Origin of the sequence: Psychrobacillus sp. NPDC096623 (genome assembly GCF_044762655.1) — a bacterium.
In the GTDB taxonomy this organism is placed as follows: domain Bacteria; phylum Bacillota; class Bacilli; order Bacillales_A; family Planococcaceae; genus Psychrobacillus.
Genome location: NZ_JBIWER010000002.1, coordinates 401,341 through 424,317 on the forward strand (window position 1 = coordinate 401,341; position 22,977 = coordinate 424,317).

Sequence of the window (22,977 nt, forward strand, 5' to 3'; positions counted from 1 at the left end):
TGTTGATAATGGAAGATAAATCAAGGACCTTAGATTGGGTCACTGATTTATCTTATTGAATAGTATTGTAAATCATTTTATATGCCCAAATGGTAAAGATAACAATTGCCTTTTGCTCTGACATAGAAATTATCCTTCTAAGTTGATTAACCACTTCATCACGATTGATATTAATTCTTTCGTATACTCCATCTTGTTCGTTATCCCCATAAATAAAATTTCCTTTTATTTCAAAGATATTTAGTGCATTCTCAAATAAATCTCTCCAAGATGTAAAAATACCTTTTGATGATTTGGAAGATTGTTCATCAAAAAGAGTGACTCCATAATAATTAATGCCTTGACCATCTGGATTCCCTTGAAATGTATTGGACAATATCATCGTGAATTACAACATTATCAATCACCCTGTTGTTTTCTCTGAGTGTCCAAATTTCATTTATTTCAATTGTTTAAGAAACAAGGTAAAATTCGTGTTCTAAACCCATATTTCCCTCCATAAAATGAGACTTTTTTGTTGTATTATCATATATTGTTTAACTAAACACATCGTATGTTCAAGAAAAAGGGCACCACTATAACTTAAATGCCGATCATCTTAATCTCTCATAACTAGCATTAGTTGATAATAAACAACTATCAATCACCATTTTGCTTACCGTTGTAGAATCATTACGGAATCTGATTACATCCAGGAATTGAAACCAACTCAAATAGTGGTCGAGGTATTTCGTTGCCAAACCCTTAAAACGGTCCATCCAACCTTTCAGACAGCTATGATAGTTATTAACATTTTAAATATGGTACAGCCCTTTTACTCTTTCCTTCCGATCTGATTTGAACGGATAATGCTCTAGTCCTTTATCTTTTGCATAGATTTTGAAAGCCCGCCAAGCGTCCGTACATAAGGTATTCGATTTGGATAGCTTGGAGCCGATTGCTTTCTCTAAACAAGATTTTACAATACGTCCTTGTCCAATCACTTTGGAATAAGTCAGTTTTTGACGGTCTCTTGCGACCAAAACGCAGACCTGTTCCTTGCTGATGCCACGAAATTGAGAAGAACCGCCACGCTTGCGAGCTTTACGCCCTGTTAATGGCTGCCTTTAAGGGTAGCTTTTTCTTGTTGAACTAACGCCGCAGTTTAGTTAAACAAGAAAAGCGGTTGAATGATGTTCTTTTTTGTATCGGGATCTGATTGATTTGTATATTAGTTCTTTAAGTATTTATTTTTAATATAAGGGGAAGATACCTACAAAATTCTTTAGAGGTGGCGACAATTCTTGAGAAAGTTAGTCATACTAGTCATGGGGATTGTTGGATTATTTTACCCGATGCAAATGTTATTAGTAAAGGCGAATATTCAACCAAAATTAGAAGCAGAGGATGTTTCATATATTCAAGTAAACCGTTTAAACGGGGAAACTCATTCATTTGAGGAAAATAATGGATATGAGGAAGTAATCATCAATAAGGTTGTTAACTGGATAAACACATCAAGTCCATCAGAAGAAGCAATTGAGTTAGAGTTAAATAAAACTTCCATAGTCTCCATGATGAAAATAAAATTGAAAAATGGGGACGTTGCGGTTATTGAACCTGCATATAATTGCGTGTTTGAAAACCAAGTAAAAACATGCATGATTGCAGATGGTGAGGTTATATATACCCGTAATAATAAAAAAATTCGATTGAACTCACTAGAACTTTATGATTGGCTCTTAGTTGGATGGAAATATGAAAGTGTTGGGGCACCAAAAGATGAGTTGCTTGAAGAAACTTTATATACCAGATATTTTTCCCATCTCGACAAAGCTTACTCAGACTTTATCATGTGTCCAAAAATAGATAAAGTTGAAAGAATAAATTTCGATACAAGAAGACATATCATTCATGCAAGTGCGTTAAATTATAGTGCACATCATGGTGGCGTTCTCTTTGATAGAATCCATATCACGTTGACTGATACTCCAGAAAATGGTGTTAAAATAAATAAAGTTACTATACAAAAAGGTATTTCTGATAGAGAAAGCAGAATACAATGTAGGCGGGAAAGTTAAAGTTTCTTCTTCTACTAACGGGTGCTTTACTTTAAGAAGGGGATCACCTTTTTCTTGTTCAACTAAAGGGGCAGACTAGTTACGTAAACGTCGAACTGATCCCTGTGTACATCATCAAGTCAAATACCATACAATATATAGTCAATTAACTATTGCATATTATTGTGAGGTGAAAATAAAATGCTAACCAATCAAAGCGACCGCCAGATGATAACTCATCCCATACTTCTGGAGGTTAGACAAATTGCTCCAAACCAAATTTTGATTCAGTATGATCAGCGGACTGATTTAGCATCAGCAATGAATGTTTCCAATTACTGGATTAGAAGTAATATGGAGCGTCCAGCTGGTATTGCCACCGTGGGAATGGGCTCTGCACTTACGGCATCAAACGCAATACGTCCTGATATGGCAATGATCACACTTGCCGACAATTCAAATATGAGATTTGTAATGACATTTATGGTTAATGCAATGTCGGGTGTCATGCATACGGTGCTCCCGTGTTTTGTTAACTTAGAGGGAGGATCAGGGTATAGGGGAGAAAACTGGGGTCCCTTCAGTAGAAACATGTTTATCGGCATGTAAACCATATTTTGAACTTTCACTTCTGCAATAATTTGTTATACCAACGGAACACTTTAGTTTAATAAAAATTCTACGAAAAGGACCAGTTGGGTCCTTTTTTCTATTGGAAAATTATCGACATTTTACAAGTAGATCAAAGTAAGTAATTCCTATTCCTGATTAATAAATATCCTCTCTCTTCGAAAAATTGGGCAACTGGTGTATGATAATGGCCAATCTTGATGATAACGACCTGTTTCCTATGATAATACTTGGATTACTAAATCAATATTTAAGCCTCAATCATGTTTCTACAAGTAAGGGGCGAACTGTTTAGTTGACGGGATCAGTAGCCCCACGGGTGCTTACGTTCTACCCCGGCTACCGCAATCATATATCGATATAAAAAAAGGTCAACCAGAAATATCTGGCTGTCTTCTAGTCGACCGTAATGATCGTAAGTGAGATTTTGGGGTTAGGTGAACAATGATTTACTTTTGCTATTAGTAGAGCAAGTATTTAGGCTTTCGAATCTACAACTAACGGGTGCTTTAGTTTAACAAGACCGTCATTTAGATGGTCTATTTTTTTATCCAAAACTTCAAGTAGATCTTAGACATCCATTGTGAAATGTTACACTTAAACTAACGGGGCAGGTTAGTTGAAGAAGAAATCGGAATATTATGTTAATATTTACAGCAAAGATGGGGAGAGGAATTAATGGACAATGGGGATATGAACATTAGAAAAGCCGTTTTATCAGACGCAAAAGGAATAGCTAAAGTACACGTTGATTCTTGGAAAACTACGTATAAGAATATAGTTTCAGACCAATATTTGAATAATTTAACATACGAAAGCAGAGAAAGGCTATGGGAAAACAATATTCCTAATGGAGGGGTATATGTAGCAGAGAACAAGGAAGGGGAAATTGTTGGTTTTTCTTCTGGTGGATTAGAAAGAAGCGGGAATTACCATGGGTTCGAAGGTGAGTTATATGCAATATACATTTTAAAAGAGTATCAAGGCAATGGTATTGGAAAAGCACTTGTTAAACCAATCATTGAAGAGATTACAGAATTGGGATTAAACTCTATGCTTGTTCTTGTCTTGAAAGATAATATTTCTCGTCTATTTTATGAATCACTTGGTGGTAAAAAAATAGATACTGTTGAAGTTGAGATTTCAGAGAAAAAACTTACCGAAATTGTTTATGGTTGGGAAGATATTAGAAAAATATATTAGTTTTTACTTCAACTAACGGGTGCTTTAGTAAAAATCGTTGAGCTGTTCAAACAGCTCTTTTTCTTATTGAACTAACGGGGCAGTTTAGTTGAAGAAGGAATTATTCAACCTAGCAAAGAATGTTATTACATTGGAGGGAATTGGATATGAACGATTTATTTACAATAGACTGCGGTGAAATACTATTAAGAGAGTTTAGAATAGAAGATGTAGATGCTATTTATGAACTGACTTCACAACCCGAAGTTTATGAGTTTTTACCAGATTGGCGTTCAACTAGAGAACAAAGATTAGATTGGGTTACAAACTATGAGATACCGGATAATAAAGAGTTTTTAGCTAAAGTCCCAAGCATAGGCAAAAGGTGGCTGAAGTTGGGAATTATTTTAAAAGAATCTGATGAATTTATTGGTTTCTGTAATACGGGTATTAAAGAGGAATTAAGTGGACCAAATCGAGAAGTAGCTTACTCTATTTCTAAGCATTATAGAAATAAGGGGTACACAACACAAGCAGTAAAAGGATTAGTAAATTACCTATTTAAAAACACTGATGTTGAACAGTTGAATGCTGTGGTTCTTCCACGAAATGTAGCTTCAAATAAAGTAATAGCAAAATGTGGTTTTCACCTTAGAGGGAATGTTGAGATTGATGATCAACTACATTATCATTACACACTTGCAAAAAAATGATGAAATAAGTTTATTCAACTAACGGGTGCTTTACTTCAAGAAGAGGAACGCATTTTTACTTATTGAACTAACGCGGCAGGTTAGTTGTAGAAGCATAATAATAAAAATAAAGGGACTGTACTGTTTTTTTAGGTACTGTCCCTTTTCTTTTATTTTTTTAACCCAAGAGCAAAGAAAGGACCATTAACTGTAATGGTCGATAGAATACGAGCCATTTCTTTAGGAGATTCTTTCATTCCACTATTCAACCATTGTTGAATTACCCCTATATGTGCAGACGCAATATAAGAAATTAAATATTGTCCTGGAACAAGTAAATTTTCCTTTTTGATCATTGCGTTTACATCATTTCCAAATATTGTTTTCGAAATAAAATCTTTCAGCCTTGTTTGGAATGATAAATCTCCTTTAGGACCTAAAACAGCTTTCATAAAACCACTATTTTTTTTAAGATACTCAAATATTGAAACTGCAAGAGAAAAGGGTTCTGAAGTTGGTAAATAAGTTTCAAGTTCGGCAACTATACTTGGAAGGTTCTGTTTTGCAATTTTGGACATTTCAAGCATAATTTCTTCTTCACATTGAGTCATTAAATCATATTTGTCTTGAAAGTGTGCATAAAATGTACCTCTATTTATTTTTGCTCTAGTTGTTATGTCTTTAACCGTAATTGCCTCGAAACCTTTTTCATCGATTAATTCTACTAGTGCATCTCGGATGGATTCTTTTGTCCGAATGACACGTAAATCCGTATTACTATCACGCAAGCTACTTCCTCCTTAATTTATCCGACACATTTATAAAAGGTGTTCCTTACCCAACACATCTGTGCTTTTTGATTATTGAAAAGAAAAGGAAACAATTATAAAATTTTAAATGCAATAAACAACAGGTTGTTTATTATTATAGCAAAAAAATAGGGAGGGTAAAATAAATGATTAAAAACAAATTGTTATTAGTTTCACCAATCATTTCATTTGCAGTCATTTTTATTTTTTCACTAACATTATTTCCATCGGTCCAACCTCAACCGAAAAATCTGCCAATTGCAATCGTAAATGAGGATGAGGGAATGGAAATTCCTAATCAACCAAAAATAAATATTGGTCAAACAATTGTAGAAATGATACAAAAAAATCCAAAAGCAAAAACAGATGAAGACACTGCTGTGAAATGGATTAAAGTAAAAACAGCAGAAGATGCACAAAAAGGAATGGATAATCAAAAATATTATGCAGCATTGGTCATTCCGAAAGACTTTAGTGCGAAGCAAGCATCCTTACGTACGCCAGCACCTTCTTCACCGGAATTAAAAATATTTATCAATCAGGGAATGAATACGGCTGCCTCTACGATGGCAGGACAGGTTTTAAACGGAGTAGTCGATAACATGAATAATTATGTTCGAACACAACTGCTTGATAATTTTGAAAAACAGGGAGCAACTTTAACAGCAAAACAGGCGGCAAGTCTTGCAGTTCCAATTGTTAAAAACGTCACAAATGTGAATGATATCGGAACCAATAGTGCTAACGGAAATTCGCCTATTTCATTATTCCAACCATTATGGATGGCAAGTTTGGCTAGTTCAGCGATTCTCTTTATTGCTATTAGTAAATTGCCAATTAGCACTCGAAAAGAAAGTCTTTTCACAAAGGTAGGGCAAATTGTAATGAGTGCTATTATAGCACTAGTAATTGGGTTCGGATTTACCTGGATAGTAGAGGGAATGGTAGGAATAAATATTCCGGATTTCCTTGATACAGCCCTTTTTTTATCAATTACCTCATTTAGCTTTATCCTAATGATTTTAGCTGTACTTTCGATAGTTGGGATTAAGGGTATTTCAGTCTTTGCCTTATTGCTTTTCTTTGGCGCACCTTTACTAGCATTAGCACCTGAAATGATGTCTCCATTTTATAGAAATTGGATTTACTCATGGTTACCAATGCGATTTATGATAGAAGGTCTTCGAGAATTATTCTTCTTTGGTGAAGGGTTAACCTGGAACACTCCAATTTCAGTACTTTTTGGGATTGGATTGGTTAGCATGATTGTCATACTTACTTCTGCTTTAAAGCATAATAAAGTTAAGAAAGAAACATTGGATACCGATATAGCTTAATAGTTATTGCCTTCATTCAAAGTTGAAAAAATTTATCCCATATAGTCGTTTTTCTTATAGAAAACGACTCTTATTAATGAGTATGTGAAAAAGTGCACTTAAACTAACGGATGCTTTAGTAAAAAATCATAGGGTTGCCATAGGTAACTCTTTTTCTTATTGAACTAACGAAGCAGGTTAGTTTAATATAGAAAGTTTCAAATTTAGTGTAAAATTGTTCGTGAGGTGAGAGAACTTATGAAAATATTTCAAGCTACAATTGAAGATTTAGAAGGAGTATCAAATTTATTTAATTTGTATCGTATGTTTTATCAACAAGAATCCGATTTAGAAGGTGCTAAGAATTACATAAAAGAACGTATAGAAAGCAAGGAGTCAGTTATTTTTGTTGTTAAAGACAAACAAAACTATTTCGGCTTTACTCAACTTTATCCAACATTTTCGTCTATATCTATGAAAAGAGCTTGGGTATTGAATGACTTATATGTTGATACAAATGTGAGAAAACAAGGAGTAGGAGAAATTCTCTTACACAAAGCTAAAGAATATGCAATTGAAACAGGTGCTAAAAGCCTTAGTCTTAGTACAGCACCAGATAATAATTCTGCACAAAGATTATATGAAAAAAATGGATACAAAAGAGATTCCCAATATTATCATTATGAATTAGATTTAGCTGAATAATTTCTAATTACTTCTTCCACTAACGGGTGCTTTAGTTAAACAAGACCATCATTTCGGTGGTCTATTTTTTATCCAAAACATAAGTAGATCTAAAAAATCCATTGTGAAATGTTACACTTAAACTAACGGCGCAGGTTAGTTGAATAAGAAAAATAAAAAGCATTCAATATGTTGAATGCTTTTTATTTTTATGATATTTAGGTGATGTAATAGAAATTGTTAATGTGCTGTCCAAAACTTTTACAGTAAAGGCATATAGTAATTGTATTAGCCTCCCCAAGCCTCTTTTAAAAGCTTCACTCCTTCTTGAATTTCATCAAAGGTTAGATTACTGAATCCAAGTTTAATAATTGCTTCGGCTGAATGATTTTCTATGAAATAGATGGAGGTAGGATACACTTTAACTCCATAAATGGAAGCACGCTCGATTAACCATTCTTCTGAACGATTTAGATGTACCTTAACTAAAACGTACAAGCCAGACTGTTCCCCAATAATGGAAATACATTGTTTGAAGTGTATTTTTAATTCTGAAACTAAGCACTGCATTTTTCGCTTATACACAAGTCGCATTCGTTTGATATGGCGATTCCATTCTCCCTCTTCCATAAATTTAGCCATTGTAAGCTGGCTAAGGAGGGAAGTGGTGCTCTCGAAATGAAGAAATTGATTTTTATAACGATTTAATAGTAACTGTGGAAGCACCATGTAACTTAGGCGGATTCCTGGAAGAAAGGACTTTGAGAAATTCCCTAGGTAAATGACTCTCGTTGAATCAATGGAAGCAAGTGCTGGAAAGGGTTGTTGGGTATAGCGAAATTCACTATCATAATCATCTTCGACGATAATAAATGCATTTTTGTTGTTTGCCCAAATGATAAGCAGTTGCCTTTGCTGGATGGACATACTTACTCCTAGTGGACTTTGATGGGATGGTGTCACATAAATTAAGTGCGACATCATATTTTCTAATTGTGAAAACTCAGCACCTGTTTCATCAACTGGTAAAGTTTCAAGTGTAAAACGATGGAATAGAAATACCTCTTTTGCTCCATCATACCCTGGGTCTTCCAAGATTACGCTTGGGAAATCATCCTTTAGGATTTGTCCAAGATTTATTAACATTTGCTGTGTGCTGCTCCCAATGATAATTGCATTTGGCTCTGTCTTTACCCCGCGAGATTGGAGTAAATAGACAGCAATTTGGTTACGCAAACACATTTCACCAAAAGGATCCCCGTATAGAAAACTCTCCTGTAAGGTCAGTACTGAATTAGTAATTCTTCTCCACGCTTTTAGAGGAAAATTTGCTTGATCTACAGCCCCTGCTTTAAAATCAACAAAAAATGTTGTCACCCGCTCAGTTTGCTTGCTAGGAATAGAAATGTCTTCCTCCTGAAATAAATGTGGCTCTAATTCATTAACAAAGTAGCCTTTTCTTCCTTCTCCCCGTATATAGCCTTCTGCCACAAGCTGTTCATAAGCCATTAATGTCGTATTGCGACTGACTTGCAGGGAATCAGCAAGTTGACGTATGGAAGGTAATTGCTCGTTTTCTGGTAGGTCCCCATGCTCAATTAATAATTTAAATCGTTCATATATCTGTTTGTATTTAGAAGAGTGATCGTCTAAAGCAAAAATGATATTTTTCATTATAAATCGCCTCTGACATGTCTGTTTTATTTAAATTGTACCTTTTTATATGTCAATTATTATATTACTATGTTGACTAACCGATATCCACAAGATTTAAAAATAATCAGATAAACATTAGGGGGGCTTCGATGCTCAATATTGCTGAGTATAGTGCATTTATTATGGTTGTCTTTGGTTTGTTTTTGATCCCAGGTCCTGCTGTATTGTTAATGATAACTCGATCGGCTCATGAGGGAACCAAAACAGGTATTATAACAGGTCTAGGCATTGCAACAGGTGATTTCATTCATGTGTTATTAGCAGCTATTGGATTTTCAGCCATTCTTATGACATCTACGGTTGCCTTTAATATCGTAAAAATCGCTGGGGCAGCGTATTTGTTGTATATGGGCATTAGGGCATTATTTGCAAAATCGTCATCCCTAAGAATGCCTGAAGTTGTACAGGAGTCATTACTTAACGTCTATAGGCATGGAATATTAGTAGAAGCCTTGAATCCGAAAACAGCACTTTTCTTTATAGCTTTATTTCCACAATTTGTAGATGTTGAGAGAGGCACGATCGTAATTCAATTTTTAATTTTAGGTGTAATTTTTGTTGTATTAACTGTAATTTATACAACTATCTTGTCCATCTTTACCGGGAAAGTTAAACAACAGATCGTGCGTGGGGCTGGTATGAACAGATGGAGTAATAAAGTGTTGGGTCTGCTTTATATCGGACTAAGCATGCAAGTATTACTCCTAGGACAATAATCTTTTTTAGATTTCGAGGATTCCCCCAAAGTTTCGATGAATCATTTTAATATAGAAAGGAGAAGGCTTTATGTATATTCCAAAATTCTTTAAAGTCACCAATATCAATGAAATTCTGGAGTTTATGCAGGAGAACTCTTTTGCAACACTGGTCACAACAAAAAAGGGGAAACCCATTGCTTCTCATCTGCCATTACAGCTTCATAAACAGGGAGAGGATTATTATATAACTGGACATATGGCATATGGAAATCCTCAATGGAGAACATTCCAATCATGCGAGGATGTTCTAGTCATCTATCAAGGATCACATAGTTATATTTCATCATCCTGGTATGGCCATGAAAATGTACCGACATGGAATTACCAGGCAGTACATGTATATGGTCAAGCAAGTATATTAGGGGAAGAAGAGTTGAAACAAGATCTGATAACGTTGCTAGAAAAGTATGAGAAACAACGTGATAACCCAGTTTTATGGGGTAAATTGTCGCCTGAGCTATTAGAAAGTGAAATAAAAGGGATTGTTGGCTTTAAAATAAAAGTAGAAGAAGTCCAAGCAGCGTATAAATTAAGTCAGAATCGAAATGAAGAGGATTACCAAAACATCATTGAAAAATTACAAGAAGAAGAAAATCTAAATTCCCATCAATTGGCTGAAGTAATGAAAAAAATCAAAAATTAGGTAAATTGAGAGGTTTGTGAAGGATTCACTTAAACTACCCGGTGCTTTAACAGAACAAGCGGCTACCTTGAGAGGTAGCTTTTTCTTATTGAACTAACCCAGCAGTTTAGTTGAAGAAGGAATTATTCAACTTAGCGAAGGTCGTGAATTCTGAGTTGAAAACAACTCTTATTTATTAAAGTAACGGGTGCTCTAATGAAATTCGTTGAGCTGTTTAGACAGTTCTTTTTTCTTATAGAACTAAAGTGGCAGTTTCGTTCAATAAGCAGGAGTTTTTGAAAAGATGTAGAAGCATTTGCTATATGGGGAATTATAGCTAAAAACTATTCTCATGAGGAGTGGTTTGATTAAGAACATCAGTACAAAAGCAAGTTGAAGCAATAAGAAAGAAATTATAAGTTATGTGTTGACTATAATAGACAAAAATCAGGAGGTAATTATTTGAGAAATTCTATAAACTTTACGATAGAACCCCCTAATAACTTTGAGCAATTACTAACCTTATATGAATCTTTAGGATGGAATTCACTTGACTTAACAATTAATGATTTGGAGAGAATGTGCAATCAAAGTTGGTATGCGATTTACGTATTTGATGAAAAACAATTAGTGGGTATGGGACGTGTTATATCAGATGGTGTAATTACTGGTGTAATTTGTGGATTGTGTGTTCTACCAAGTTATCAGTCAGAAGGAATCGGCAAAGAAATGATGAATCGAATAATTCAACATTGTGAGCAAAATCGGGTAGTTCCTCAATTATTGTGCGTGGAAAGTTTGGAACCATATTATGAAACTTTCGGGTTCAAGAAATTCACCATTGGAATGTCAAAAAATATAAATAGATAAATTTAATTTGATTTCTTGTTTAACAAACGGGTGCTTTACTTCAAGAAGTAGTAAAGACTTTTTTCTTATTGAACTAAAGCAACTAGTTTGTATTTCAAGATTTTAAAGATAAATACAAATATAACGGGTGTTTAGTTGAACAAGTGGCTGCCTGTTTGGGCAGCTTTTTCTAATTGAAGTAATGCCGCAGTTTATTTTAGAAGTGAATATTACGAGAGCATTAATAAAAACCCATTTTATGGTCCAGTGAAACATTAAGCGATATTCAACTAACGGGTGCTTTACTTCAAGAAGGAGTAAAGCCTTTTTTCATAAGGAACTAAAGCAGCAGGTTAGTTGAAGAAGGATTTTTTTCAATTTATATAGAATATTCTAAAGAAGAAGAGGAGTTGGTTAGTTTGTATGGGATTTGAAAGTAGACATTTAGAAAGAGATTTACTATTACCAAAACATCGTGATAATCTATTGGAAAATGTATTAAAAGATTTAACATCAGATTCTAATGTTTTGGCTATTTATCTGGCAGGTTCATTGGCTAGAGGGAACTTTGACAATTACTCAGATATTGATTTACATATTATTGTTACTCCTAAAAAGAAAGCAGATTACATTAAAAACAAACGCAATAGAGCAAAAAGATGGGGAGAAGTATTGTTTTACGAAGACTTTAATCCTTCTTCACCCGTTGTAGTTACCCATTATGATTCCTTTATAAAAGTAGATAGTTGGTATCATTCACCTGAAGAAGTTGTACCTTCTATCTGGATAAAAGGATATAAAGTTCTTTACGACCCAAATAACATTATTAGTAATGTCATAAATGATTCTGCATATGAAGTTTATAAACCCTCATCGGAAGAAGTTATTTTTTGGAGAGGAAAACTTTTTGCTTTTATACACGAAACTTACCGAGCGGTTATGCGGGAAGAGATATATTATGCTTTATCTAATATAGATAGAGTCCGATGGCTAGTTGTTTCTGGTTGGTATATGGAGATGGAGCAACACTTAGATAGCCCATACGGTGTTTGGTCAAAAATTGAGGGGAAAAGAAGTAAATTAAATCATTCGCAGTTATCTCTTCTGGAAAACTGGGATTGTGGTCGTAATACTAATCAAATTATGAAAGCCTTGGTTGGTATGGTTCCTGAAATTATTAGACTGAATAAATACTTGAGTAAACAAGTTAATATCGAAGAAAATGAAGACCACATTAAAAAAATCATAGAATTAGCATATTAGTATAAATTGAAAGGAGTACTATAATGGTACGCCTTATTTGTATAACTAACGGATGCCTTAGTTTAAAAAGTACTTAACGAAAATCGTCTTTTAAAGGCGTTTTTTTATTTTTAATGAAAATTAGAAATAGTTTAAGCCAAATTGAACTTTAAATTCTCTAATAGATATAAGTTAAAAAAGAGGGAGTGAACTAAGATTATACGTTTGTTAACACAAATTAAACTGTAATACTGTGAAGAGTTTTACTTAAACTGATGCCGAAGTTTACTAGAGGATAAATTTAATTCCCCAAATAGATATAATAGAACGTATATTCGTGTTATAATTTATCTGATAATACTAGTGTGGGGGATAATTGTGAATTTAAAGAACATTAACATTGAAGAGCGAATGAAACATTATAATGTGCCAGGGTTAAGTATCACATTGCTTGAGGGCGGTGAAATTAGTGGAACAGAAAATTACGGCTTATTACAAGTGAAAAGCAATAGAAGAGTAAATGAAGATTCAATTTTTAGTGCGTGTTCAATTAGCAAGTTTTTAACAGGAATACTTGCTATGAAGCTAGTAGAGAAAGGACTTCTTGATTTAGATGATGATGTAAACGAAAGACTTGTAAGGTGGAAAGTACCAGAAAATGATTTTACTAAAAATAATAAAGTGACATTGAGGAACTTACTGAGTCATCAATCTGGAATTAAAGACACTGAAGGTAGTTTTCCTGAACTGAATTCGAAAATGGAGGTTCCTTCGATGGTTGAATTATTAGAGGGGCAAACTTCTTATTGTAAAACTCCTATTGACGTCAAGTGTGAACCAGAAAATGAATTCCATTATTCGGATGCAGGTTTTTGTATCATTCAGCAACTGATAGAAGATCTTACCGAAAAACCGTTTCATCAAGTTATGAATGAGCAAATATTTGAACCATTAAGAATGTCAAATAGCCAATTTAATACAACAATGTTGGAAGCAGATAGACAATATTTTTCTTGTGGTCACAACAAAAAAGGTGAATTAGTGGATGGGAAATATCCTATATATCCTTATCCAGCGGCTTCTGGATTATGGACAAGTTCTTTGGATTTAGCTGAATTAGTACTTGAGTTAATGAATGCTTTAAAAGGAGAAAGCAAGGTTGGGATTTCGGAAAGTTTAGCAAGAGAAATAATAACCCCACAAAGAGGTAAGAGTTGGACTGGATTAGGAGTGTTTCTTGGAGGCTCTGAAAAAGAACTAGAAATTACATCACTTGGTTGGGGAGTGGGTTTTCAATGCTTGATGGTGGCGTTTCCCTATTTAGGGAAAGGTGCGGTCATAATGACGAATGCAGAATTGGGTGTTCATCAACTCGAAGGAATTATTGGAGAAATATATAAGTCTCTTTTGTCTTAAAAAACGTTAAGGGGGGAGAAATTTCCTGATAGCCTTAGTGAATCCAACTCATATAAATGAAGTTATGTCGTTTTTCAACTAAAATTTAGTCAGTAATAACTGTGCGGTTTATTCTGAAGAATTTTTATGTCCTTTTGGAATTAAAGCATCCATAAGAAGAAAGCAAATGATAGTGGCACCTGTAGAAGATCAAGTAGTAGGGGCTTTTCGGTTTTATCTATTAAAAAAACAAAACAAAATATCATTATATCGATTATTGAGTAATACAGGTGAAAAATTTACAAATACTTCATAAATACTTCCTCATAAATACTTCCCTATTGGACAAAATATGTGACGGGACAGTACTGCAAATACAATTGCACATACCTATAAAAAATGAAGGAGTGAAATAGATGGCTGATATTAACAAACGCAAACGTGCCAATAACCATACTGATGAAGAACTAGGAACTAATGTAGGTGCTTTTGCTGGGGATACAATGGCTACTGCTCTTGATCCATTTGGTACTGCTGCAGGTGCTATTGCTGGCGCAGAGTCGGACAACAAGGCGAGCGAAAATACCGTTGATGACGACAACCATGACTCCAAAACAAGAGATTAGAATTAGTAAAGTAATCCTTAAAACGAAGGTTATGGCATGTAGAGGACTTCCTAAATGGGAGTCCTTCTAAAGAAACTTCTTATGTTTGCAAATATAAGGAAGCCTATTACACAATTATAGTGATTAAATAAAGCCATTTTAGCTCTCCTAACCAAAATCTCATTACTTAGAAAACTCTAATACTAAAACTTTGCAGCAGCAAATCTAGTTGTTTGATACACTAAGTATGCAAGATTGAGAGATAGAGAATAAAAGGTGGAGAATAATGAGTAATTTTGGATTGATTTTAATGTTATTAGCTTTTGCTAGCTTTTTTGTTGGTCTAATTGGTGTTGTAAAGGGAAGTGTGAAATTCCTAAAATTAGGTTCTAGGAAGGCAAGTGGATTATTTCTCGGTGCTTCCTTCGTAGTGTTTATTGTTGGTGCAATCATGGTAGGGAGTGATTCTTCTATCACTGATCCAGCAGACGATAAACAAGTAGCTTCAAACGTAGAAGAAAAGAAAGAAACGATGAAAGAGGAAACGTCAGAAGAAACAGAAGAGAAAAAAACAACGAATGCAGTGGTTGTTCCTCCAAAGAGTGACACTACTAAAACGGAAACAGTAAATGGAGATTTAGAAGTACATTTCGTAAATGTAGGTCAAGGAGCAGCACAAGTCATTATTACGCCGAATAAAAAGGTTATGGTTATAGATGGCGGAAATAATGATGATGAGGATGAAATGGTTGCTTATTTAAAACAATTAGATGTAACTAAAGTGGATATATTAATAGGAACACATCCGGACGCAGACCATATCGGCGGGATAGATGCAGTGATTAATTCTTTTGACATTGGAAAAATCTATATGCCGAAAGTTCAAAGAGATACTAAAACATTTGAATCTGTATTACAATCAATTCAAAATAAAGGATTGAAAGTGACAACTGCTAAAGCTGGACTAAATCTTGATTTGGATCCTGCGGTTCAAGTAAAAATGATATCTCCTATCGAAGAAACCAATAGTGATGCAAATGAACTGAGCGCAGTTGTACGACTGCAACTAGGAGAACAATCTTTCCTTTTAACAGGAGATATTGGAGTAGCAACGGAAGAACAGTTGATCCAATCAGATGAAAAACTACAATCCACTGTTCTTTTAACAGGTCATCATGGAAGTGATCATTCCTCAAGTGAAGCATTCATACAAGCAGTTCAACCAAAGTATGCAGTTATTCAAGTAGGGAAAAATGGCTATGGTCATCCAACAAGCGAAATATTAGATCGACTAGCTAATCACGAAGCAAGTATCTATCGTAATGATACAGATGGAACGATTGTTTTTAAGACAGATGGTAAAGAGATGAAAGTAAATAAAAATGCTTTTGCTCATACACCTAAAGCAAAAACACAAACAGCTACTCCAGTTGTTGTACCAGTTACGCAACCAGATGCAGAATCAAGTTCACCCGGTAGCTTAAAAGCTACTGCAACTATTGATAATGCTAGTCCAAATCAAAATGAAGAAGTAACGGTAACGGTTACGGTTAAAGACCAAAATGGCGCACCTGTAAATGGAGCAAATGTTCATTTGAACCTTGCATTTAAATCAAAAGATACTATTTATGAGAGTTTAACAAATGCAAATGGTGTAGCTTCCATGTCATTTAGAATTGGACGAGCAGCTGAAGGATTCACGGTAAATGGTGACATTACTATTTCTCATAATGGTACAACCACAACTGCTCAAACAGGTTTTACACCAAGATAAAAGGATGTGTAGACATGAAAGGAATTGTTGACCGCTTTGAAGGGGATATTGTTGTGATTGAGATTGATGGAAAAACACAAGATATTTCGAAAGATATTGTGAATTCAGATGTGAAAGTTAGTGATGTTGTGGAATTGGTGAATGGAAAATGGGTATTGAGGAAAGAAGAAACAGATAAACGAAAAAAAGAAATAAAATCTCTTATGGATAGTGTTTGGGAGGATTAAGCTAAATAGCTTTTTTAATGAACTTACTAGAAAGTAGGTTCATTTTTTTGTCTTTCTATCCGTTCATTTCCCTTATGTTACATTTTAAAATCTTGTTATAAACTTTTTTTATATTCAACCTTTTCCATTTGACTCAATAATAAAAACGGTCTCCTGATTAAGTAATTCTGAGAAATCAATTAGGAAACCGTCTTTGTTTATCATGGGAAAAATTTGAAATACTTGAATATCCTCTCTCACAGGCTCATTCCACTATCGACTTCTTTTTGCAAAAAGTTTTTTCTTAATGTTTAAGTAGTTTTTCATTTCAAAAATCAAATAGGATAGATTCGCCTGTACTTCAAATTCTTCTCTTGTCTTCGGCAAATCCATCTTGCGGATCGAGGCATTTAATTCTTCTAACTGATTTAATGTAATGTCGGTTGTATCTCCCGAATGAACGTTTCGACTTAAATTTTCCAAGAACTCTGCAAACATTTCTTTCTGTTTGACGTCTTGGGTGGATGAAGAGAAGATAGCAATGATTTTCATCATATGTTTTAGTAGCTCTAATTGATCCTCTCGCATTTCCAAATAATAATAATCTTTATTTTGTTTTCGCAACAGATGATTTTCTACATCTTGAATAGCAATGCTTTTGGATTGATTAATCAAATCTTCTACTTCTAGTATTTCTCTCCCATCCCAGTTTCGCATTCTATCCCTTAAATGAGCAGAGAATTCAAAGAGGATAATTTCAAACTTTTGTTCAATCTCCTTCTTAGAGTTTTCAATATCTCTCTTGAGATTTGGCATGAAACTATTGACGAGAAGAGCAATTCCCATACCGATGAAAATGATATAGAGCTCGTTCAGAAACATAGCCCAGTTAGCATCCTTTACCGTATAAACATGTAATACGACTACCATACTTGTGACAAAACCACCTTGGATATGAACCCTTACGAGAATTGGAACAAATAATAAAATAAATAAGGAAAAGATAATAGGAGAATAACCTAATAGCTCAAACAACAAAGCACCAAGAACCAAAGATAAAAGAGAGGCAAAGAATTTATTCTTAATTGTAATTAAAGTCTTTTTCTTCGTTTTCTCGATACACATAATAACTATAATTGCTGCAAATGTTGCAAATTCTAAATCCAATAAACTCGCAATCCAAATTGCTAGCCCTGCTCCTATAGCAGTCTTTATCGTCCGATAGCCAATACCAATCATGGAAACACCATCCTATCATTTTCAATGTAAATCTTTGCACGTTACCTGATTTACAATATTCGAGTTAATTCACATATATGTACCATAATAACACCATAATTGTTTGGAATCAGCTTCTATAAATATCAATACATTTGTAGTGTATTCGAATAAGTTCCATTTCACTAATTAAAGTCAAAGAATTTATTGATAAAGTAAGAAGGTAGAAAAAAGTTCATAAAAAATGTCTATGTTAGAAACATGTTTGTTTCTAACATAGGGTCAAAAAGTCAATACAGGAACAAAAAATAAAGGCAAAACCCTGTCGATATCAGCATAATTAAACGTTGATCCAACAGGGTTTTTATAGGCGTTTATCTAAAATATTTTAAGTATCATGCTGCTTGGCATGCAATCATAGATGGAGAAGGGTAATGTCGATTATTTTGTGATTTGATATTTTTCTAGATCTTTGCTCGCACGATTCACGATTGCTGCCATTTGCGCCCTTTTAATATACTCGCTCGGATAAAATCCTCCGTCTTCTTTTCCTTTAATAATACCTTTACTACTTAGTTTTAAAATATCTTGATACGCCCAATGTTCTTTTTGTACATCATAAAAAGGAGATGCATTCATGTTATTAAAAGGGTAATCTAATATTCTCGATATTATTGCTGCTAATTGAGCTCTTGAAATTTTGGCATTTGGTTTAAATGTGTGTGGATTCGTTCCATTAACAATATTATACTTATGTGCAATCTCAATATCCCGTTTTGCCCAATGGTTAGTAGGAACGTCAGTAAAATAATTGGGTGTTGTTTCGTTTGTTTCGTTTAAATTGATAGCGTTGATAAGGATAACGACAGCTTGTGCCCTTGTTAAGTCACCATTTGGATCGAAAGTGTATTCGGTTTTCCCATCAATCCATCCTTTTTTATAAAGAGACATAATATCCTTTTCAGCCCAATGATTTTCTGAGTCTATAAAATTATGTTCTCCATTCGCCCAAGAAGCATAATAATCCCAAATTCCGTTATCAGCCTGATTTAAATCCCAACTACCTGTTCCTCTTAAATTGTATTTCTCTACTAATCTTAATTTATATTTTAATGATAAATCATTCTCATACCATATGGTGTAATTACCCGCAGTAAGCTTGTTACCTCCAATATAAGTTGGTGAGTCACTACTTTTAACAGTGAATTTAGCATAAGCTGATTTGGAAACTTGATCAAAATATAGTTTTCCTTTATGTTTATTAACTATGCTATTGACAGATCTATTAGGTACACCGTCTCCTCCTATTTTGACGTCATCTTTCCAGATTCGACCATAAAAAGGTAGGCCTAAAACTACTTTTTTTGGATCAACGCCTTGATTTAATAATGACTTAATAGAGTTTTCAACAAATGATAAACTAGCGACAGGACCTACTGGACCACCTTTCCAACTTTCATCATATGTCATAACCATTAAGTAATCACTATATTCACTAATCTTTAAATAATCATATGAACCATGCCATCCTACTGTCCATCCATTTGGATTTGCAGCAACCGCTATGGATATTGTTTTGTCATTAGGCATCTTTTCATTTAATAATCGAATAAAATCTGTGAATATTTCCTTATCTGTATAGTTTAAATTCTCTATATCTATATCTATTCCATCTAAATCATTTTTTACTACAGAATCTACTAGTTGAGTAGATAAGCTTTCTCTATTTTTCATAGCAATTTGACCTAAATTTCTATCGAAGTGGTTAGTAATAAAAGGAACCACCTTTAATCCTCTTTTGTGTAACTCATCTATTAACCTTTTATCAACTAAAGATTTTAAACTGCCGTCAGCGTTCAAATTATAAAATTCTGGCGAAGCTGTATTTATCGCACCTAATGTTCTATCTATATTTTCTAAAGAGGAGCTAGTAGTGCCACCATATAAATAAGACATGTGTATGTCATTTACGGAAGCATTAGCACTAACTGGGGGGGCGAAAATTGTAGTGAACAAAGCCGAGATTAGAAAATATTTTATTAAATTTTGTTTCATATTTTTCTTCCTTTAAAATAGATTTTATCTACTCTAATTATCTATTATTACTTTAAAATAACAATTATAAAAATATGGTATCTAAGAGTATTTTAGTAAATTTAAGTTTTAAGAGGGGTTGCTTAGTAATAGTAAGTAAGTTTCGATCGTAACAGGAGGGGCTATGATAATGCTACGCAGTTGCAAACGGCATAGTAAGTAGCTTGTAAGATCAATTAATAAATAATAAAGTAAAAGCGACCTTAAAGTTGATCGCTTTTTTATTTGTCAAAATTTACTTTTCGTAAAAATCAAAATTTCGCTCTTTTTTCGAAAAGAAGTATGATGAACCTTTCGCAGATGTACTAAATAGCGCAAACTTACCAGAGTTAAATGTAGGAGTTTCAAGATAATCCACTTATTAAATTCATAGATACGAGATAAATTACCTTATTCATACCATAATTACTTCATAAGATATAAATAGTAATATGAAAGGAGGGGTATATGATGTCTGGATATGGTGGAAACGGCGGATATGGTAATAGCGGATCAAACTTCGTGTTGATTGTAGTATTGTTTATCCTACTTATTATTGTGGGAGCAAGCTTTTTGAGTTACTAAACACATATGATCTAGTATAAGGGAGAGTATAAGCTTTACCAACATGACTTTTTAGTCATGTGGTATAATTTGTCCGCTGTATCTAAAGGTCTTAAGGCGCTTTTCCATTTTTGAATTTTCTCTTCTATAAAAGCGACCTTCTCATTCATTTGAGTTGGTCGCTTTTTTATTTGTCCAAATTTAATAGAAAATTTAAATGTTTTATCTAGAATGCCGTTATTAAGAGGGAGGAAAAATAACATGTTTTAAGCCAGAAATATAATGGATAATTCTCTTGTTAAACGGTAAAAAACACGGTTAGTAAAAATTTGTCTCACATTGGTCACGCAACATTAATTTTCACTTGTTTTATAGGGGATAGAAGGAATTGAAAAAAGCCTGCAACCATTGAGGTTAAAGGCTTTTGTCTAGATGGTCTCGAACCAGCGCCCCCCACCCTTGTCAAATTTGTAACCTTTAAATAACTTGGTAAACTGAATTCGTTTAAGTTAAATAAGTCTGATTTAATTAGGTTTTCGTAACTTTGGATAAAATGATGATTATTCAAGCAAGGGTGAAGGAATTAATTCTAACTGGCATACTTACAGAAATCTTTTTATTTCTAAAACCTTAGTGATAAGGAGAATATCTTGTTTGATAATATTTTTGATTGATGCATCGGTACAACGTTCGTAATCCATGGACAAACGTTTAAATTCTTTTTCAAAAATAGGGATTTCGCTTTTTTTTAACAATCATGACATCTCCTTGGAGCAAGGAGCCAGCCAGAGATAATTCCTTCTACCTAACCTTAACTGATAAAACTATAATCTCCTAATTTATATAGGAATAATAATCTAAAGCTTTAGCACAGAATTGATAATTATTTCACCAACAGAAGAACCTTTTATAATTGCTTCAACAAAATACTGAACAATTAGACCATACGGGGGGGGAGCATGTTTTATGGAATCAGAAAAAGGTAAGATTACAGGTTAAGCTATTGTTGCAGTTGATTTTTATGAAAATGGAGTTTGTGAAATCAGGTCACATGCATATTTAGGTGTTGATGAAGTTGAAATGTGGATTAAACAATAATGCGTATATCGAAAAAATGACGCAATTGCCATTTAAGTTAAAAAAAATAAAAACCCCCAAGTGCGAGGGTCAATTTATATAAATATTATTTTCTATATATTCTACTACCGAATCTACACTTTCATGAGAATCTGTATAGTGTGTGTTGAGATTAGTAACTTCAAATAAACTATTGGATAAACTCACTGAAAATAACGGTTTATGGTTAAGGTCGTTAATGGTAATCAAGATTTTAGAATCCTGAAATTGTTGCATAGAAAGTAACATATTCTTCAAATGTTTAGATGACATATCCTGGTACTCCTCTCTAAGGAGTGACTACCACGGAAAGTCTCTAGTCACTAATCAAGTTGTGTATTACTTATATTATACCATTATTTACCGGAATAATATAAGTATTCAAAAATTATTGATTAGTGTTACATAAAGATCAGCTCCAAATAGAACTACTAGAATAAGCTTGTTCGTCACCTTTCAATTTATTAATTTCTCCGCCATTATACTCCAGCCACTTTTCCTTTTCTCGCTCCACTGCTCGATTTTGCCATTCAAACCAAACGTATGAACTCACTACAATGACTTTCTACAACACTATTATTGTGCAGATCTCTTTTTGAGATGCTAGAGCAAGCATGGAAGTACTATATAGGGGATGGACGTAAATCCATACCCTACGAAGATTTTGTCATGCAATGCGATCAATTGAATAATGATAAAGGACATGTGCTGCATTATTTGAAATCGGTTTAAAACGTACTGCCACATTATGTTCAGTAGTGGGATGAGTGTATGGAGAAATTAACAGTTTTTGATATGATAAATGAATTTGATGGATCAAGGTGTAAGTGGGTCGATGTGCTAGGAGATTTTGAGAAATGTACTGAATTAGCGATGATACCAACGGAAGTTTCAGTCCATTAGAAAATCCTTACAAATACCGCAGTGATGAATACTGAAAGGCTAACAAAATATGGAGTGAATATACGTATGCGATATTCAGTCATATTGACCCAGGTGAAAAATCATGGCATGTTGCTTGCAATAGATTTAGAGCACACAGAGATAGCAATGAGCCTTGTTTGAGGGAAATCCGTAGAACTAAGCGAGGTGATGATTTTAGACCATCTCAAGTGATTGATTACATTAGACACATAAAGTGAATTACAATATTGAAATTGTATTTATATGTAAAAAAATAAATTGGATATATCACCACTATTATTATCAAGCTAATTATTAAAGATCAGGCTTTTTAGTACTTGTAAAAGGGTGAGAGTGAATGCAACGAATATTCCGAGATAGAAAAATTGAAAAAGGTCAAACTCGTAAAGAAATTGAGGACAAGATTGCAGAAAATGAAACAAGAGGATGGAAGCAAATAAGTGACATAAAAGAATACTGTGGGAAATTCCAAGTATTGCTTAAATTTATGCCATAAGGAGACTCTAAATTGGGCAAGACCATTACACAGTAAATCAAAATAAAAAGGCAATCAAAATTAGATT

The 22,977-nt window shown here is 33.8% G+C and carries 24 protein-coding genes and 1 pseudogene; 16 read left to right on the forward strand and 9 right to left on the reverse strand.

What is annotated here, in order from left to right:
* Positions 1-52: 52 nt before the first annotated feature.
* Both ACIQX2_RS06680 and ACIQX2_RS06685 read right to left on the reverse strand, forming a co-directional pair.
* A complete protein-coding gene (locus ACIQX2_RS06680; RefSeq protein ID WP_402847853.1) occupies positions 53-382 on the reverse strand; it encodes a hypothetical protein in 330 nt (109 codons plus the stop codon).
* Between the two features lie 211 nt (positions 383-593).
* Positions 594-1,094: pseudogene (locus ACIQX2_RS06685) on the reverse strand (IS1595 family transposase); the annotation flags it as partial.
* Positions 1,095-1,283: 189 nt separating this feature from the next.
* Here ACIQX2_RS06685 and ACIQX2_RS06690 point away from each other — a divergent pair.
* The 4 genes from ACIQX2_RS06690 (at position 1,284) to ACIQX2_RS06705 (ending at position 4,564) form a co-directional block, all read left to right on the forward strand.
* Complete coding sequence (locus ACIQX2_RS06690; RefSeq protein ID WP_402847854.1) at positions 1,284-2,060, forward strand: hypothetical protein; 777 nt, start codon at positions 1,284-1,286, stop codon at positions 2,058-2,060.
* Between the two features lie 207 nt (positions 2,061-2,267).
* A complete protein-coding gene (locus ACIQX2_RS06695; RefSeq protein ID WP_402847855.1) occupies positions 2,268-2,648 on the forward strand; it encodes a hypothetical protein in 381 nt (126 codons plus the stop codon).
* A 699-nt stretch (positions 2,649-3,347) separates the two neighbouring features.
* Complete coding sequence (locus tag ACIQX2_RS06700) at positions 3,348-3,872, forward strand: GNAT family N-acetyltransferase (RefSeq protein ID WP_402847856.1); 525 nt, start codon at positions 3,348-3,350, stop codon at positions 3,870-3,872.
* A gap of 146 nt (positions 3,873-4,018) precedes the next feature.
* A complete protein-coding gene (locus ACIQX2_RS06705) occupies positions 4,019-4,564 on the forward strand; it encodes a GNAT family N-acetyltransferase (RefSeq protein ID WP_402847857.1) in 546 nt (181 codons plus the stop codon).
* Between the two features lie 149 nt (positions 4,565-4,713).
* Here ACIQX2_RS06705 and ACIQX2_RS06710 read toward each other — a convergent pair whose 3' ends face one another.
* A complete protein-coding gene (locus tag ACIQX2_RS06710; RefSeq protein ID WP_402847858.1) occupies positions 4,714-5,331 on the reverse strand; it encodes a TetR/AcrR family transcriptional regulator in 618 nt (205 codons plus the stop codon).
* A 167-nt stretch (positions 5,332-5,498) separates the two neighbouring features.
* Here ACIQX2_RS06710 and ACIQX2_RS06715 point away from each other — a divergent pair, with 167 nt between their 5' ends.
* Positions 5,499-6,689, forward strand: coding sequence for a YhgE/Pip domain-containing protein (locus tag ACIQX2_RS06715; protein ID WP_402847859.1), 1,191 nt, complete (start codon positions 5,499-5,501; stop codon positions 6,687-6,689).
* Positions 6,690-6,926: 237 nt separating this feature from the next.
* A complete protein-coding gene (locus ACIQX2_RS06720; protein WP_402847860.1) occupies positions 6,927-7,373 on the forward strand; it encodes a GNAT family N-acetyltransferase in 447 nt (148 codons plus the stop codon).
* Positions 7,374-7,640: 267 nt separating this feature from the next.
* Here the strand turns inward: ACIQX2_RS06720 and pdxR are convergent, their stop codons facing one another.
* A complete protein-coding gene (pdxR, locus tag ACIQX2_RS06725) occupies positions 7,641-9,026 on the reverse strand; it encodes a MocR-like pyridoxine biosynthesis transcription factor PdxR (RefSeq protein WP_402847861.1) in 1,386 nt (461 codons plus the stop codon).
* 131 nt (positions 9,027-9,157) lie between these two features.
* On the opposite strand from pdxR, the gene ACIQX2_RS06730 reads away from it, so the two are divergent.
* The 8 genes from ACIQX2_RS06730 to ACIQX2_RS06765 all read left to right on the forward strand — a co-directional run bounded on the left by ACIQX2_RS06730 (position 9,158) and on the right by ACIQX2_RS06765 (position 16,540).
* Entirely contained in the window at positions 9,158-9,784 is a 627-nt protein-coding gene (locus tag ACIQX2_RS06730) for a LysE family translocator (protein WP_402847862.1), read from the forward strand.
* 70 nt (positions 9,785-9,854) lie between these two features.
* Positions 9,855-10,469 carry an FMN-binding negative transcriptional regulator gene (locus ACIQX2_RS06735; protein WP_402847863.1) on the forward strand — a complete coding sequence of 205 codons (615 nt, stop codon included), beginning with the start codon at positions 9,855-9,857 and terminating at the stop codon, positions 10,467-10,469.
* Positions 10,470-10,910: 441 nt separating this feature from the next.
* Positions 10,911-11,318 (forward strand): GNAT family N-acetyltransferase, encoded by a 408-nt coding sequence (locus tag ACIQX2_RS06740; RefSeq protein WP_402847864.1) that lies wholly within the window; start codon positions 10,911-10,913, stop codon positions 11,316-11,318.
* A 402-nt stretch (positions 11,319-11,720) separates the two neighbouring features.
* Entirely contained in the window at positions 11,721-12,560 is an 840-nt protein-coding gene (locus ACIQX2_RS06745) for a nucleotidyltransferase domain-containing protein (protein ID WP_402847865.1), read from the forward strand.
* A gap of 357 nt (positions 12,561-12,917) precedes the next feature.
* Positions 12,918-13,955, forward strand: a complete 1,038-nt coding sequence (locus ACIQX2_RS06750) for a serine hydrolase domain-containing protein (RefSeq protein ID WP_402847866.1) — start codon at positions 12,918-12,920, stop codon at positions 13,953-13,955.
* 395 nt (positions 13,956-14,350) lie between these two features.
* Positions 14,351-14,560, forward strand: a complete 210-nt coding sequence (locus tag ACIQX2_RS06755; RefSeq protein ID WP_402847867.1) for a hypothetical protein — start codon at positions 14,351-14,353, stop codon at positions 14,558-14,560.
* Between the two features lie 265 nt (positions 14,561-14,825).
* Positions 14,826-16,313: an MBL fold metallo-hydrolase gene (locus tag ACIQX2_RS06760; protein WP_402847868.1), complete on the forward strand. Its 1,488-nt coding sequence runs from the start codon at positions 14,826-14,828 to the stop codon at positions 16,311-16,313.
* A 14-nt stretch (positions 16,314-16,327) separates the two neighbouring features.
* Positions 16,328-16,540, forward strand: a complete 213-nt coding sequence (locus ACIQX2_RS06765; protein WP_402847869.1) for a DUF3006 domain-containing protein — start codon at positions 16,328-16,330, stop codon at positions 16,538-16,540.
* A gap of 252 nt (positions 16,541-16,792) precedes the next feature.
* Here the strand turns inward: ACIQX2_RS06765 and ACIQX2_RS06770 are convergent, their stop codons facing one another.
* Together ACIQX2_RS06770 and ACIQX2_RS06775 are read right to left on the reverse strand one after the other, a co-directional pair.
* The gene (locus ACIQX2_RS06770) at positions 16,793-17,758 is read right to left on the reverse strand and encodes an aromatic acid exporter family protein (RefSeq protein ID WP_402847870.1); all 966 of its coding nucleotides are present in this window, start codon (positions 17,756-17,758) and stop codon (positions 16,793-16,795) included.
* Positions 17,759-18,178: 420 nt separating this feature from the next.
* Positions 18,179-19,792 carry a glycosyl hydrolase family 18 protein gene (locus tag ACIQX2_RS06775; protein ID WP_402847871.1) on the reverse strand — a complete coding sequence of 538 codons (1,614 nt, stop codon included), beginning with the start codon at positions 19,790-19,792 and terminating at the stop codon, positions 18,179-18,181.
* 486 nt (positions 19,793-20,278) lie between these two features.
* Between ACIQX2_RS06775 and ACIQX2_RS06780 the strand changes: the two genes are divergently transcribed.
* Complete coding sequence (locus ACIQX2_RS06780) at positions 20,279-20,395, forward strand: YjcZ family sporulation protein (protein ID WP_402847872.1); 117 nt, start codon at positions 20,279-20,281, stop codon at positions 20,393-20,395.
* Positions 20,396-20,976: 581 nt separating this feature from the next.
* Here the strand turns inward: ACIQX2_RS06780 and ACIQX2_RS06785 are convergent.
* The 3 genes from ACIQX2_RS06785 to ACIQX2_RS06795 all read right to left on the reverse strand — a co-directional run bounded on the left by ACIQX2_RS06785 (position 20,977) and on the right by ACIQX2_RS06795 (position 22,043).
* Positions 20,977-21,129, reverse strand: a complete 153-nt coding sequence (locus ACIQX2_RS06785) for a hypothetical protein (protein ID WP_402847873.1) — start codon at positions 21,127-21,129, stop codon at positions 20,977-20,979.
* 412 nt (positions 21,130-21,541) lie between these two features.
* The gene (locus ACIQX2_RS06790) at positions 21,542-21,763 is read right to left on the reverse strand and encodes a hypothetical protein (RefSeq protein WP_402847874.1); all 222 of its coding nucleotides are present in this window, start codon (positions 21,761-21,763) and stop codon (positions 21,542-21,544) included.
* A 139-nt stretch (positions 21,764-21,902) separates the two neighbouring features.
* On the reverse strand, positions 21,903-22,043 hold the full coding sequence (locus ACIQX2_RS06795) for a hypothetical protein (RefSeq protein WP_402847875.1): 141 nt from the start codon (positions 22,041-22,043) through the stop codon (positions 21,903-21,905).
* 708 nt (positions 22,044-22,751) lie between these two features.
* On the opposite strand from ACIQX2_RS06795, the gene ACIQX2_RS06800 reads away from it, so the two are divergent.
* On the forward strand, positions 22,752-22,910 hold the full coding sequence (locus ACIQX2_RS06800; protein WP_402847876.1) for a hypothetical protein: 159 nt from the start codon (positions 22,752-22,754) through the stop codon (positions 22,908-22,910).
* Positions 22,911-22,977: the final 67 nt, after the last annotated feature.